The sequence below is a fragment of the Barnesiella sp. B2-R-119 genome (genome assembly GCF_023656675.1).
Classification (GTDB): domain Bacteria; phylum Bacteroidota; class Bacteroidia; order Bacteroidales; family Barnesiellaceae; genus Barnesiella; species Barnesiella intestinihominis.
In genome coordinates this window covers 239,042-253,790 of record NZ_JAMOKL010000002.1, presented here as the reverse complement: position 1 = coordinate 253,790, position 14,749 = coordinate 239,042, and the positions used below count along the sequence as shown (strand labels likewise).

Below are 14,749 nucleotides of genomic sequence, written 5' to 3'. Positions count from 1 at the left end.
GGACTGTTTTATTATATAATCGGATTAAAAAGATGATAAGATATTTAATATTTCCACTTTTTTTATTAGGTAGTTTGTCTTCGGCTTTTTCCCAAGTACGAGGGATTGTAAAAGATATAGCCGGAGAACCAATTATCGGGGCGAATGTCTTCTGGTTGGGAACTACGACAGGAACTACGACAGGGGAGTCGGGTAAATTCAGCTTACCTGAAACGGGGACGAGCGATAAGCTGGTTGTCCGTTTTGTAGGATATCGCAGTGATACGATACATATCGACAGGGTCGATACCGTTTGGGAGATTGTTTTACAGGACGGTGCGGTGATGGACGAGGTTCAAGTTTCGGCTCGACGTATGGGCACTATGAAGATACGGGCTGGGATATTGAATCAGGACATGATTTCCACGGCCGAGCTTTCTCGGGCCGCTTGTTGTAATCTGGGAGAGAGTTTTACAACGAATCCTTCGGTCGATGTCAGTTATTCTGATGCGGCGACCGGTGCTAAGCAGATTAAGTTGTTGGGGCTTTCGGGGACTTATGTACAAATGCTTGCAGAGAATATTCCTAATTATAGGGGTGTTGCTTCTCCTTATGCATTGGGCTACATTCCCGGTCCGTGGATGCAGAGTATTCAAGTCTCGAAGGGCGCTTCGTCGGTTAAAAACGGCTATGAATCGATTACCGGCCAAATCAATGTGGAATTTAAAAAGCCACAGACAACCGAGTCGGTTTCGGCCAATTTGTTTGCCAATTCGTTAGCTAAGATAGAGGCTAATTTCGATGGCAATATTCATTTGAATCAGAGGGTGAGCACGGCGTTATTGGCTCATTATGAAAACAATCTCATGGCGCACGATTCCAACGACGACGGTTTTATGGATTTTCCCCGGGTAGAACAATATAATTTTCAAAACAGATGGGCTTATATGGGAGACCGTTATGTGTTTCAAGCCGGGATAAAGGCTCTCATGGAAGATCGTACGGGAGGACAAATGCGTTCTTATCGAGCGACGGACGGAATGCCTCGGTATGATATAGATATTCGAACGGAACGATATGAGGCTTTTACCAAAAATGCCTATATTTTCGATAAGGAGAAAAATACCAATGTCGCTTTGATTTTATCGGGTTCTTTACATCGTCAAGATGCCGGTTACGGGTATAAATTATATGATGTGGACCAATGGAACGGGTATGCGTCGCTGATGTTCGAAACAGAGTTCGATAAACGGAATAGTCTTTCAACCGGTTTAAGTCTTAATTATGACGATTATGACCAGAGTTATAAATTGTCACATACGGGTGATACTTTGGGTGCAAGGGATAAAGAGATCGTACCGGGGGCGTATGTGCAATATACATATAACTGGAATGACAAACTCATGATTATGGCCGGATTACGTGCAGATTACAGCAGTGTATACGGAACTTTCGTAACACCACGTGCCCATGTCAAATGGGCTCCTAACGAGATTTTCAATCTTAGGGCTTCTGCCGGGAAAGGATACCGGGCCACTCATGCCTTAGCCGAGAATAATTATTTGCTGGCCAGTAGCAGACGAGTCGTGATAGATCCCGATTTGGATATGGAAGAGGCTTGGAATTATGGTGTCAGCGCGGCTCTTTATATTCCGCTGTTCCATAAGACTCTGAACTTGAATTTGGAGTATTATTATACCGATTTCCTTCGTCAAATGGTCGTGGATATGGACAGTGACCCTCATGAGGTACATTTTACCCAATTAAAGGGGAAGTCTTATTCACATACGTTTCAGGCGGAAGCGAGTTATCCGTTTTTCAAAGGTTTTACTTTGACGGCTGCTTATCGTTTGACCGATGTCAAGACTACTTATGGAGGTGTGTTGAGGGAACGTCCGTTCGTCGGTCGATATAAAGGATTGCTGACTGCCTCGTATCAAACTCCTTTGGGCATTTGGCAATTCGATGTAACTTTGCAGTTGAACGGGGGAGGTAGACTACCGCAATCCTACATGCTGGAACAGGGGATTCCTGCGTGGAATAACCGGTATAAGGCGTATGAACAGTTGAATGTTCAAGTGACTCGTTATTTCAGGCATTGGTCGATATATGTCGGCGGTGAAAATCTTACCGGCTTCAAACAAAAAAATCCGATTATAGACGCTTCTAATCCGTGGGGAAGTAATTTTGATTCCACCCTTACTTGGGGACCTATGCATGGGGCTGTTTATTATGTAGGGGTTCGGTTTAACTGGGAGAGATTATAGATTTAAGTATATGAATTATAAAAATGTATGTGAAAAATGAAACAGGTAAAAATTTTATGGTTAGTAGCCGCGTTGTTTTGTGCGACGACGGCTTTCGGGAAAGATATTAAAACAGTAGTTTTCAAGACAACTCCCGAAATGTATTGCAATAATTGCGAGACGAAGATCAAGAACAATCTCCGCTTTGAGAAAGGGGTGAAGGAGATTGTGACCGACCTCGGCGATAAAACGGTTACCGTGAAATACGATGCCGATAAGACGACTGTCGAAGCTCTTATTAAAGGGTTTGCCAAAATCAAGTATTCGGCAGTCCCTGTGACAGAGAAAAAAGAGGGCGGAAAAAGTACTTGTCCAGAAAAGACTACTTGCCCAGAGGAAACGGAAGAGTGCTGTACTCCTTCCAAGTAAAGTTTTGGAAATTATTTGATCGATGATAAGGGTGTTTGTCCTGTGTGGCGAACACCTTTTGTCTACTTAAAGGTAGACGCGATAACCGACAGCGAGGCTTATATTACGCCCTTGAAAACCTTTAACGACTTCTCTGATGGTTTTGGTAAGACCCAGTGTATAACGGGCGTCTACGAATACTCCGAAGTTAAATTCGTAACCTAGTCCGAAAGCAAGGCTGAAATCGACAGCCGAATCCCGGTATATGGAGTAGTCGTCGTTATTTATTCCTTTCCATTTGTCCGAGAGGGAAAGTCCTATACCTAATTGAGGGCCGAATTGCACGTTTAGTCCGTTACAGGGAAAGAACTTTACCAATACGGGAATATCCAGATAGTGGGTTCTGCATGTGTAGGTATTGCTGATGACAGCTCCGCTTTCATCGGTAAGGTGAAATTCATCGTCCGTATATCCTCTGGCAGAGTAGAATAGTTCGGCTTGCATATCGAAGTAGTTGTTGAATTGGTAAGTTGCGATAATTCCACCTTGAAAACCGGATAAATAGTCTGCGTGGTCACCCAATTTGCTCCATGGATAATTGATTGTCGACCAGTTGATTCCGGCTTTTCCACCCAAGCTCCATTGGGCTTGAATAGAAACGGATATGAATGCAATACATATTAGCAGGAAATATTTTTTCATAGTTTTTCCTTATTTATATTGTTCGATACGGGAATTGTCGATAGCTGTTTCTTTTCTTCCCATTTTTGAGAGTTGCAAGATACTAGAAAAAGTAATGAGATACAGACAATAAAATATATGAGTTTCATGTTTACATGTTTAGATACCTACAAATATACATGATATATTTTATATTCGCTTTTGTTATATTTGCATAAATGTAAAAAGATGTGTTTGATTGAACGGCGGGTATGTCTGTTTTATCTCTTGCTCATGGCTGTATAAAGTTATAACGGGCGGAAGTCTTTTGTGTGTTTTAGATAATTGAGTATGGAAGGGAATGAGGTGGAAGAAAAGATTGTTGGAGATTTGGACTGGGACGGGTTGCATCGTCCTCGTATTTATTATGCCGTAGCCACTACTTTTTGTGGATTGTTTCTTTCGGTACTCGACGGTTCGATATGTAATGTGGCGTTGCCTAGTATTGCCCGGGAGCTTGGTGTTTCATCGTCGGATTCTATTTGGATAGTCAATGCGTTCCAGTTGGTTATTATGATGACTATCCTCCCTTTTGCGTCGATGGGTGAGCGCTGGGGGTATAAGCAAGTTTATCTGAGGGGTGTTATCGTGTTTACAATCGGTTCGTTGTTTTGTGCACTATCTCATAATTTGTCATTGCTCGTGATTTCTCGTGTATTTCAAGGCTTTGGAGCGGCTATGATTATGAGTGTGAACACTTCATTGATTAAGCTGATCTATCCCAAGCGGAGGTTGGGTGAAGGGGTTGGGCTCAATGCGACCGTAGTGGCCATAGCATCGGTCGCGGGACCTACTTTGGCCGCCGGTATATTGTCTGTCGCTTCTTGGCCCTGGTTGTTCGCCATCAATGTCCCTGTTGGTGTAGTTACCTTTTTTATGGGGCGTAGATATTTGCCCGATAATGCAGTTAGAGTTTTGGGGCATCGGTTTAATTGGAAAGAGGCTTTGTTGAATGCTGCGACGTTCGGGTTGTTCATCGGGTGTGTAGAGGCCTATTCCCATGATGTTCCTGTTACTTGGGTTTTGGGAGGTATTGTTTCGTTTGTCATTATAGGTACATTTTATGTGCGTATGCAACTTAGGGAGAGGTATCCAATGTTACCGTTCGATTTGCTTAAAATCCCTATTTTTTCGATGTCGGTTGTGACGAGTATTCTTTCATTTACGGCTCAAATGTTAAGTTTGGTAGCCATGCCTTTTTATTGGCAACCACTTTCCATTATGATGCTGTTGGCACGGGGTTGTTAATGACCTCGTGGCCGTTGGTAATTGTGTTTGTCGCACCGCTTGCGGGATTGATGATCGGGAAGGTTCACCCCGGTATTTTGGGTGGGGTTGGGTTAACTATTATGAGTGTCGGTTGTTTTTGTCTTTCATTTATTCCTACCGAAACAGGGCACTTCGGGCTTGTGTGGCGGTTGATGTTGTGCGGAATGGGTTTCGGATTGTTCCAGTCTCCGAACAATCATATGTTGCTTAGTTCTGCTCCACCTCAACGTACAGGTAGTGCTAGCGGAATGTTGGCGACAGCTCGGTTGATAGGTCAAACCGTAGGAGCGGCTTTGGTTGCGTTGCTATTTCATTTGTATGGTGATTCCGCTCCTCATGATGCCATGTTGTTGGCCGGAATCTTGACTTTGTGCGGTGCGTTTTCTTCTTGTTGTCGATTGAAGGTGAGTATGCCGAAGTAATAAAAATAGAATCTAAATGTATCGAGTTTGTGATCGGTTTGAAAAGCCGGTGTATTATTGTATCGTTTAAAGGCTCTGTCATTGTGGAAGACTTTGTCCTATCTTTGTTTTCTACTTGATAAAAGAGGGTAATTTTTAATCTTTTTGTGAGGACGATAGTGTAATCGGGATTTCCGATTGTCTGCCCTTGCATTGCCGAAAGCGGTCATGGAGTAGCGGAGTTTGTTGAGAATTTTGTGTATATTTAAAAATGCTAAAAGCGTAATGCTTTATTATACAAAATGTTACGCTTTTTACTTGCGGAAAGAGAGGGATTCGAACCCTCGGTACCCGTAAGGGTACAACGGTTTTCGAGACCGTCCCGATCGACCACTCCGGCATCTTTCCAATGGTCTATTATTTTCGAGGGGCAAAGGTAGAGAAAAGAATCGAGTAGAGATTATTTTAATTGTAAAAAAAAACTAAAATAAATTGACTATTCTTTTTCTTTCCATGTTTTATAGGGGTGTTTTGCCAGATTGGAATTGTAATAGCGGGGGTCGCCTGTAACTTCTGTTTCTATGAAAGGAGGTAAATCGAATTGTTCCGACTCTGATTTTAACTCGATTTCGGCAATAACCAGTCCGTCATTATTGCCCATGAATTCGTCTATTTCCCATCGGTGTCCGGCATAGGGATAAATGTACCTTTTCTTTTCGATGATTGAAGGAAGACAGAGTGATCCGAGCATTTCGGCAGCATCGGCTACCGGAATGGGGTATTCGAATTCTTTACGGGTACAACCTGTGGTAACGCCTTTGAGAGTAATGAATGCATTATTCCCGGAAATTCGTATGCGCACGGTTCTTTCTTTATCGATTGAGATGTATCCTTGTTTATAATATTTGCATTCGATTGATTCTTGTCGGTATGACTGGTCTTTTACTGTGTATTTGCGTTCTATTTCGGTACTCATGATTTAACATATATAAATAGAATGCCGAATATAGTACATTTATTTGGTTTAAGAAGCAGAATAGAAATCCTGACATTATTAAACATTGTTAAACCCATAAAGTGAAGATAATAAAACTCCGAGAGCCGACAGTTTTTTTGTACTTTTGCATTTTGAAAATTCGAGAGAATCGAATATCGGGACCAATTATAATATACAGTTTGTGAGACTTTTATGATAAAAAAGATATATGTGGTATTAACCCTTTGCCTATTATTTATAGGGCTTCCTATTTCGGCTACGGCACAAAAGGCGACAGTGATAAAGGGGATAGTACGAGATTCCATAACCCATGAGCCTATATCTTATGCTTCTGTTTTTTTTGTGGGGAGCGATAAGGGACTTATGACGGACGATGACGGTAAGTTTGCCGTTTCGGTACGTGATAATTTTCTCAATGTTCGATTTTCTACGTTGGGTTATCGAGAGAAGACTGTTTTTGTAAAAAAAGGAGCCGAGAATGATTTGGTTATCGATTTGGTTCCATCGGATTATGTCTTGAAAGAGGTGGTTGTGAAACCGAAAAAAGAGAAGTATAGCAAGAAAAATAATCCGGCAGTGGAGTTTGTAAAAAAATTGATAGAGCGTCGCCACGTAGGAGATCCGAAAAATCACGATTTTTATAATTATGAAAAGTATGAGAAGATGACTTTTGCCCTGAATGAATTTTCGGAGGAACAAAAGAAAAAGTGGCTTTTCAAAAAATTCCAATTTATTTTTGACTATGTCGATACTTCGGAGGTTTCGGGCAAACCTATTCTGACTGTTTCGATAAAGGAGAAGATCGCCGAGAATTATTATCGTCGCAGCCCGGAAACTGAGAAATCTGTGGTGACCGGTATTAAGCGGGCAGGAATCGACGAAATATTCAGCCAAGAAAGCGTGCAAATGTTGTGTGAGGATTTATTCCGGGAAATCGATATTTTCAGGAATGATATTACTCTGTTGAATAATAGATTCGTGAGTCCTTTGTCCAACATAGGTACTTCGTTTTATAAGTATTATTTGTTAGATACGATTCTGGTAGACGGCGTGAAATGCGTGGATTTAGGCTTTGTTCCGTTTAATTCGGAGTCGTTCGGCTTTACAGGTCATATTTATGTGCCCGAAGGAGATTCGACCTATTTTATCAAGAAGGTGAAGTTGAACGTGCCTCGGGATATCAATCTTAATTATGTCGAGAATATGTATCTCGAACAGGATTATGAACGTTTGGAAGACGGGACGCGTATTAAAACGAAAGACGATGCCATTATAGAGTTCCGGATCATGCCTGCCACGCAAGGATTGTATGCAAGGCGTATGACCACATATGATAAATTTACCTTTACTCCTCCCGACGATTTGTCGGTTTATGATTTTGAAGGTCGGGAGAGAGTAGAAGTGGATGCTCAGGCAAAACCGGAAGAATTCTGGGTAGACAATCGCCATGTGCCGGTAAAGAAAAAGGAGAATGCCGTAGATAAACTTTTAGCTCGACTACGAGAGGTTCCGGTGTTCTATTATACGGAGAAAGTTTTGGGAATACTAATCAGCGGTTATATAGAAACAGGGAAAGACAGTAAGTTCGATTTCGGGCCGATGAATACGACTATTAGTGCAAATGAAATAGAGGGGGCTCGTTTCAGAATAGGTGGACTAACCACCGCCCAACTAAATCCACATTGGTTTGCTCGCGGTTATGTAGCTTACGGAACCAAAGATGAAAAGGTTAAATATTCGGGCGAAGTAGAATATTCGTTCAATAAGAAGAAATTTCATTCCCGGGAGTTCCCCATCAATTCTATCAAGCTGAGCCATTCGTACGACATAGACCAATTGGGACAGCATTATCTGTACACGAATAAAGACAATGTTTTCCTTTCTTTGAAACGTAAGGGCGATAATAAAGCTACTTATTTAAGAAAGACCGAGTTGTCTTATTTGCAAGAACGAAAAGGCGGTTTTTCATTCGGTTTGGGTATTCGTAACGAAATACAGCAGATGGCGACCGACCGTATCGCTTTTGTCGATGGATACGGTAAAACGATAAAGGATTATATGCAAACCAATTTTGAGGTGAAATTGCGCTTCGCTCCCAATGAAAAATTTTACCAAACGAAAAGCCAACGTTTCCCAATCAATTTGGATGCTCCCGTGTTGACACTCTCTCATAATTTTGCTTTCAAAAATTTCTTGGGCAGCAAATATTCATATAATCATACCGAATTCGGGGTTCAGAAACGTTTTTGGTTCTCGGCATTCGGTTATTTCGATGCTATTGTGAAGGCCGGAAAGGTATGGGACAAAGTTCCTTTTCCTATGTTGATACTTCCTAATGCGAATCTTTCTTATACGATTCAACCGGAATCATATGCTTTGATGAATGCTCTCGAATTTATCAACGACCAGTATGTGTCGTGGGATTTTACTTATTATGCAAACGGAGCTTTGTTCAATCGTATCCCTCTGTTGAAATATATGAAATTGAGAGAGGTGTTTGCGTTCAGAGGTTTGTACGGTAGTTTGAGCAAGAAGAATAATCCACTGTATAATAAAGATTTATTCGTATTCCCGAAGGGTAGTACCGAAATGGATAAAATGCCCTATATGGAATGTAGTGTAGGTCTCGATAATATATTTACCATTTTGCGGGTAGATTATGTATGGCGATTGACCTATCGGGAAAGCCCGAACGTGAGCAAAGGTGGGGTACGTATCGCCTTGCATTTTTCGTTTTGAGGGTAGCTTCTCTTGACTCTTTTTGTGATAGTGTATTGCCCGGTCGAAACGATGGCGTGGCTAGGGGAATCGTTTGCCGTCTTGTTTTCATTTTTGTAACCCCTCCGTCCTACGGACACCTCCCCTATATTTTGCATGGCAAAACACCCCGCAATGCTGCGGGGCACGGCAGAGGAGTTTTAAAATATTTCTGATAATGAAAGCTGAGACACCCTGCAAGGCTATGGGATATGGTAAAAGAAGGGGGATAATGCTCTTCTGTCACATTATTTTAGCGAATGAGATAGATTGATTGTATTTGGCCTTCTCCCTTGTGTTGCGTTGGCATAATAGGGGAGAAACCGAGAAAACAACAGTTTCTGAGGAGAGATTCATCTCTAAAATTCAAATCTACTCCCACGAATTTTCTACTGAATCGTTTTTCCTTTTAATTGCGTTTTGTGGTTATTTGTGTTACCTTTGCAATTTAACTTAAAAGATGTATTTATGAGAAAAGTATTTGTATGGATGTGGTCCGCTTTATTTTTAGGCGGGTTGATTTCGTGTGCCTCCTCGGGAGATTCGTCTCGATGGGTGTTGGTGTGGGAAGATGACTTCAATGGTACTTCTTTCGACACGGCAACATGGTCTAAAATTCCGAGGGCCAATCCTGAATGGGCTCGGCATATGTCGGACAATGAGGCTTGTTATGAAATGCGAGATGGTAACTTGGTATTGAAAGGTATTGTGAATACCGATCTCGAAAATGATACTGCTCCGTATATTACCGGGGGTGTATATACCAAGAATAAACGAGGATTTCATGGCGGCCGTCTCGAAGTGAAAGCTAAATTGCAGGGTGCGCAAGGAGCTTGGCCGGCTATTTGGCTCAAACCTTGTGACGAGGCTCAATGGAAGTGGCCGTGGGCCGGAGAGATCGATGTCATGGAGCGTTTGAACCACGATTCGATTGCTTATCAAACGATACATACCGCTTATACGATCGAGAGAAAACAGACACGTAACCCGCGTCACGGTTCAAAAGGAACTATTAATCCCGATGATTATAATGTGTATGCCGTAGAAATGTATCCCGATAGCCTTGTTTTCTTTATCAATGAAAATCGCACCTTTACTTATCCGCGCATAGATACGGGAGAGGGTGACGAATTGCAATTCCCGTTTAAGAAACCTTACTATCTGTTGATCGATATGCAGCTGGACGGTGGTTGGGTAGGTCCTGTGGATACGCTCGATTTGCCGGTCGAAATGGTCGTGGATTGGGTACGTTATTATAAAGAGAAAGAATAATGGGATAGATATCTGATGAAAAAAGGAGCTCTGTACAGAGCTCCTTTTTTTTGTAAACGACCTGTTTGTTGGCTTTACTTAATGATTCCGTCACGCCGCATTAATGCATCTATCGTGGGTTCGCTTCCTTTGAAGCGTTTGTATAGAATCATGGGATTTTCCGTACCGCCCCGCTTCAAGATATTGTCGCGGAATGATGTGGCTGTAACCGGGTCGAAAATGCCGTTAGCCTTGAATACGGAGAATGCATCGGCATCAAGAACTTCGGCCCATTTATAGCCGTAGTATCCTGCGGCATAACCACCCGAAAAGATGTGACTGAATTGAGGTGCAATGAGTGTACCTTCTACATCGGGTAATACTAATGTTTTATCGATAGCGGCTTTTTCAAAAGCGATAGCGTCGTCTACCGGGGCAGTGATTGTATGATATGCCATATCGAGGTTCCCGAAAGTCAATTGACGTACGCAAGAATAGGCAGCAAGGTATTGACTGGACTTTTTAATTTTTTCCACCAATTCGACCGGAATTTTTTCACCGGTTTTGTAGTGGACTGCAAAGCTGTCGAGAAATTCTTTTTCGGAAAGATAGTTCTCATTGAATTGTGAAGGAAGTTCCACGAAATCGCGATATACGTTTGTCCCGGAAAGCGAGGCGTAAGTGACGTCGGAAAGTAATCCGTGCAGAGCATGTCCAAATTCATGTAGGAATGTTTCTACTTCGTCGTAAGTTAATAGGGCAGGAGTATCCGACGTAGGGCGAGAGAAGTTCATGACAATCGTTACATGCGGACGACTGTCTTTTCCGTTTTCTTCTTTCCATTGTCCTTTGAACTCTGTCATCCAAGCTCCGGCTCGTTTCCCGTCGCGGGGGAAAAAGTCGGTATATATAACTCCCACGTAATTCCCGTCATTGTCGGTTACTTCGAATGCTTCGACTTCGGGGTGATATACCGGGATTTTAGGATTTTTTGTAAAGTGTAATCCGTATAGGCGAGTGGCTAACCCGAATACTCCTTTTATCGTATTGTTTACTTCGAAGTAGGGGCGTAGCATTTCATCGTTGAGGTCGTATTTGATGTGTTTAAGTTGTTCGGAATAGTAACTGAAATCCCACGGCATTAGGGTTATGTCTTTCCCTTCTTTTCCGATGGCGAAACCTTCGACTTCTTTAACGTCTTGCAGGGCTGCCGGTTTGTAGGCATCGAGCAGTTGGTTCAGCAAGTTGTAGACGTTGGCACTGTTACCGGCCATAGTGCGTTGGAGTTTATACTCTGCATAGTTGGGCTTGTCGAAAAGTTTTGCCATTTCGAGTCGCACTTCGGCGATACGTTTTAAGACGGGAATGTTGTTGTATTCGCCCGACAGATTACGTGAATTGTATGCGCGATATAGTTTTTCTCTTAAATCTCTGCGAGAAGAATATTTCATGAAAGCGCTGTAACTGGGATAGGAGAGATTGACCATAAATCCTTCTTTCCCTTTGCTCTTTGCTAGTGCCGCAGCGGCATCTTGCGCGCTTTGGGGGAGTCCTTCCAAATCGTTCTCGGAGAGCATCATGCTGAAAAGATTGGTTTCTTTCAAAACATTTTGTCCGAATGTGAGTGTGAGCTGGCTTAGTTCCGAGGATAATTTTCTGTATTGTTCCCGGTCTTCACCTTTCAATTCGGCTCCGCTTAGAGCGAAAGACTCGTAGGTCTCTTTGAGGAGTGTTTTTTGCTCGGGCGTGAGATCGAGCTGGTCACGACGGTCATAAACGAACTTGATGCGGTCGAAAAGTTTTTCGTTCAAGCTGATGTTGTTACTGTGCTCCGAAAGCATGGGTTGTACTCGTTGGGAGATTTCCATCATTTCGTCGTTGCTTTCGGCGCTCAGTAAAGCGAAAAATGCACTAGCGACCCGGTTTAGCATTTGACCGCTTCGATCGAGCGCTTCGATGGTGTTTTCGAATGTGGGCATCGAACGTTGATTGACAATCGCGTCGATTTCTTTCTGATTTTCTTCTATGGCTTTTTTAAAAGCCGGTTCGTAATGCGACAATTTTATTTTGTCGAACGGTACGGTTTGGTGGGGCGTTTTATAAGTCCCGAAAAAAGGATTAGCAGCTTGTGCCATGATTGTAAAAACAGTTAAGGCTGATAATAAAATTTTTTTCATTTCTACTGTATTATGTAATGTAATTTCTATTTGTAAACAAAGGTCACAATTTATAATTATTCTAACTAATCTTCGACACTTAATAAATATTAAACAAAGTAATTCGTACATGTATTTCGAGTTTGCCGTTCTTTTTTATATTACTTTTACACTCCGTAAAAATGACAGAAATATGAAGAAACGTATCCTCTTTCTGATAGCCGTGTATTTTTGGTTTTTCATTATGTTTGTTTTGCAGAAACCTCTATTCATGTTGTTTCATTGGGATATTTACGGTGAGATTCCGTTAATGGAGTGGTTTTCTGTGATGTGGAACGGGTGGCCATTGGATTTTTCTATGGCGGCTTATCTTACGGCCATACCTGCATTGTTTGTCGTGGCAACAGTGTATTTACAGAAAAAATGGTGGATTCCGGTGTATCGTGTTTATTTTGCTATTGTTTCGTTCGTGGTGGCTGCCATAACGTTGGGCGATGCCGTGCTGTATAGCTATTGGGGATTTAGGATAGATGCCACGCCTCTTTTTTATCTCACGTCCCCGGCCGATGCTGTCGCCAGTATTCCGGCATGGGAAACTGTGCTGATTGTCTTTCTTATATTTGTTTATGCCGCTCTGTTGTTATGGCCCATGTGGAGATTATCAGGAAAAACGGGTTCTTGGCAAAGACCTAAGAAATCGATTTTGTCCTTTGCTTGTTTATTGTTGCTTGCCGCTTCTCTTTTTATTCCCATTCGAGGCGGGTTTACGGTGTCGACCATGAATGTGGGCAAGGTTTATTTCAGCGATCGTATGGCGCTTAATCACGCCGCTATCAATCCGGTATTCAGTTTGATGTCGTCATTGTCCAAATCGGAAGACTTTTCATCTCAGTATCGTTTTTTCGAACCGGAAAAGGCCGATGTTATTTTTGAACCTTTACGTGGCGGGGGGCCTTCGGTATATCCTGCCGACAGCTTGCAATGGGTGAAAGCTCGCCCGAATGTGTTGTTGATTGTTCTTGAAAGTTTTTCGGGGGTAGCTATGGAGAGTTTAGGTGGGATTCCCGGAGTGATGCCCAATCTTGAAAAAATAGCTTCGGAAGGAATTTTGTTTACTAATTTTTATGCCAATAGTTTCAGAACCGATCGAGGGTTAACTTCTATCCTTAGCGGCTACCCGGCACAACCCACCGCATCGATTATGAAGTATCCCGCCAAGTCGCAATCGCTTCCGGGTATATCGAAATCTTTACGTAAGGCCGGCTATGACACGCAGTTTCTTTATGGGGGTGATGCCGATTTCACGAATATGCGTTCCTATTTTATTTCTATGGGTATGGACAATATCGTGTGCGACCGTGATTTCCCTTTGTCTCAGAGATTGAGTAAGTGGGGTGTTCCAGACGATGTGACGTTTGAAAAGTTTTATTCATTGATAAAAGAGCAATCTCGGGAGCCTTTTATGAAAATGTTTTTAACGCTAAGCAGCCACGAACCGTTCGATGTTCCCATGAACCGGTTGGAGGATAAGTATTTGAACTCGATAGCTTATACCGATAGTTGTGTAGGAGACTTTGTAGAGAAATTGAAGAGGCTCCCTGTTTGGGACAATACGCTTATCGTCTTTGTCGCCGACCATGCCAAGCGTTATCCCCAAAATGTGGAGAACCACGATATTGTCCGTCATCATATACCTATGGTTTGGGCCGGAGGAGCCGTAAAGCGCCCTTTGGTTGTCGATGAATATTTGTCGCAAATGGATTTGGCAGCAACTTTATTAGCTCAGTTGCATATTCCTTATGATGATTTTACGTTCAGTAAAAATCTTACGGATTCGACCAAAGAGCATTTCGTTTTTTATGCTTTTCCCGATGGGTTCGGATTTGTCGATAAAGATGGAGCGGCAGTATATGATTGTGCGTCTCAATCGATTCTGATCGGGCAGAACGATAGTAATGCCATTCACTTGAACAAGGGAAAGGCATATCTTCAAAAATTATATGACGATTTAGCTCGTCGGTAAAAATATAGAGTGGGTTAATTGTATTTGTTTAGAAGATGGAAATAAGAAATACATTGCCTGAGGATATGGACCGTGTGATGTTTATATTCGAGCAGGCCAGACAGTTTATGCGGTTGAACGGAAACTTGCATCAATGGACGGGCGGATATCCTTCGGAAGAGGTTCTCGAAGCCGATATTTCGTCAAATAGCAGCTTTGTTTGTGTAGATGACCAAAAAGAAGTGGTGGGCACTTTCTGCTTTCGTTACGGGTTTTCTCCCGAGCCGACGTATAACGTGATTTATGACGGAGGGTGGTTGAATGAGAAGCCTTATGGCGTGATACATCGGATTGCATCTTCGGGAAAAGTGGGAGGGGTCTTTTCCGCTTGCTTGGAATGGTGTTCTCGATACGTCGATAATATTCGTATCGATACTCATCGGGATAATAGGGTGATGCAAGAATTATTGCTTCGGCATGGGTTTCGCCGTTGTGGAATTATTTATTTAGCAAACGGGGACGAGAGGATTGCTTTTCAAAAAGAGGTTTAAATTAGAATTTAT

At 42.4% G+C, this 14,749-nt stretch carries 9 protein-coding genes, 1 tRNA gene and 1 pseudogene; 7 read left to right on the top strand and 4 right to left on the bottom strand.

Annotation, left to right across the window (positions count from 1 at the left end):
- The first annotated feature begins 35 nt into the window (after nucleotides 1-35).
- Together NBH06_RS04245 and NBH06_RS04240 are read left to right on the top strand one after the other, a co-directional pair.
- On the top strand, nucleotides 36-2,246 hold the full coding sequence (locus tag NBH06_RS04245; protein WP_046409668.1) for a TonB-dependent receptor plug domain-containing protein: 2,211 nt from the start codon (nucleotides 36-38) through the stop codon (nucleotides 2,244-2,246).
- A gap of 36 nt (nucleotides 2,247-2,282) precedes the next feature.
- Complete coding sequence (locus NBH06_RS04240) at nucleotides 2,283-2,654, top strand: heavy-metal-associated domain-containing protein (protein WP_250792929.1); 372 nt, start codon at nucleotides 2,283-2,285, stop codon at nucleotides 2,652-2,654.
- Nucleotides 2,655-2,720: 66 nt separating this feature from the next.
- On the opposite strand, the gene NBH06_RS04235 is transcribed toward NBH06_RS04240, so the two are convergent.
- Complete coding sequence (locus NBH06_RS04235) at nucleotides 2,721-3,335, bottom strand: porin family protein (protein WP_250792927.1); 615 nt, start codon at nucleotides 3,333-3,335, stop codon at nucleotides 2,721-2,723.
- A gap of 309 nt (nucleotides 3,336-3,644) precedes the next feature.
- On the opposite strand from NBH06_RS04235, the pseudogene NBH06_RS04230 reads away from it, so the two are divergent.
- A pseudogene (locus tag NBH06_RS04230) lies at nucleotides 3,645-5,044 on the top strand (MFS transporter).
- 300 nt (nucleotides 5,045-5,344) lie between these two features.
- Here the strand turns inward: NBH06_RS04230 and NBH06_RS04225 are convergent.
- Both NBH06_RS04225 and NBH06_RS04220 read right to left on the bottom strand, forming a co-directional pair.
- Nucleotides 5,345-5,431 (bottom strand) — tRNA-Ser (locus NBH06_RS04225).
- A gap of 88 nt (nucleotides 5,432-5,519) precedes the next feature.
- The gene (locus NBH06_RS04220; RefSeq protein WP_250792925.1) at nucleotides 5,520-5,999 is read right to left on the bottom strand and encodes a CYTH domain-containing protein; all 480 of its coding nucleotides are present in this window, start codon (nucleotides 5,997-5,999) and stop codon (nucleotides 5,520-5,522) included.
- A gap of 213 nt (nucleotides 6,000-6,212) precedes the next feature.
- Between NBH06_RS04220 and NBH06_RS04215 the strand changes: the two genes are divergently transcribed.
- Complete coding sequence (locus tag NBH06_RS04215; protein WP_250792923.1) at nucleotides 6,213-8,759, top strand: DUF5686 family protein; 2,547 nt, start codon at nucleotides 6,213-6,215, stop codon at nucleotides 8,757-8,759.
- A 486-nt stretch (nucleotides 8,760-9,245) separates the two neighbouring features.
- On the top strand, nucleotides 9,246-10,049 hold the full coding sequence (locus NBH06_RS04210; RefSeq protein ID WP_407934820.1) for a glycoside hydrolase family 16 protein: 804 nt from the start codon (nucleotides 9,246-9,248) through the stop codon (nucleotides 10,047-10,049).
- A gap of 74 nt (nucleotides 10,050-10,123) precedes the next feature.
- On the opposite strand, the gene NBH06_RS04205 is transcribed toward NBH06_RS04210, so the two are convergent.
- A complete protein-coding gene (locus tag NBH06_RS04205) occupies nucleotides 10,124-12,205 on the bottom strand; it encodes a M3 family metallopeptidase (RefSeq protein ID WP_250792921.1) in 2,082 nt (693 codons plus the stop codon).
- A 172-nt stretch (nucleotides 12,206-12,377) separates the two neighbouring features.
- On the opposite strand from NBH06_RS04205, the gene NBH06_RS04200 reads away from it, so the two are divergent.
- Complete coding sequence (locus NBH06_RS04200) at nucleotides 12,378-14,207, top strand: LTA synthase family protein (RefSeq protein WP_250792919.1); 1,830 nt, start codon at nucleotides 12,378-12,380, stop codon at nucleotides 14,205-14,207.
- A gap of 35 nt (nucleotides 14,208-14,242) precedes the next feature.
- Complete coding sequence (locus NBH06_RS04195; RefSeq protein WP_021891166.1) at nucleotides 14,243-14,737, top strand: GNAT family N-acetyltransferase; 495 nt, start codon at nucleotides 14,243-14,245, stop codon at nucleotides 14,735-14,737.
- Nucleotides 14,738-14,749: the final 12 nt, after the last annotated feature.

Bases quoted from the DNA above. Each gene is read 5' to 3' on its own strand.
- NBH06_RS04235 (WP_250792927.1), bottom strand. From the start codon at position 3,335: ATGAAAAAATATTTCCTGCTAATATGTATTGCATTCATATCCGTTTCT.
- NBH06_RS04195 (WP_021891166.1), top strand. From the start codon at position 14,243: ATGGAAATAAGAAATACATTGCCTGAGGATATGGACCGTGTGATGTTT.
- NBH06_RS04200 (WP_250792919.1), top strand. From the start codon at position 12,378: ATGAAGAAACGTATCCTCTTTCTGATAGCCGTGTATTTTTGGTTTTTC.
- NBH06_RS04210 (WP_407934820.1), top strand. From the start codon at position 9,246: ATGAGAAAAGTATTTGTATGGATGTGGTCCGCTTTATTTTTAGGCGGG.
- NBH06_RS04215 (WP_250792923.1), top strand. From the start codon at position 6,213: ATGATAAAAAAGATATATGTGGTATTAACCCTTTGCCTATTATTTATA.
- NBH06_RS04205 (WP_250792921.1), bottom strand. From the start codon at position 12,205: ATGAAAAAAATTTTATTATCAGCCTTAACTGTTTTTACAATCATGGCA.
- NBH06_RS04240 (WP_250792929.1), top strand. From the start codon at position 2,283: ATGAAACAGGTAAAAATTTTATGGTTAGTAGCCGCGTTGTTTTGTGCG.
- NBH06_RS04220 (WP_250792925.1), bottom strand. From the start codon at position 5,999: ATGAGTACCGAAATAGAACGCAAATACACAGTAAAAGACCAGTCATAC.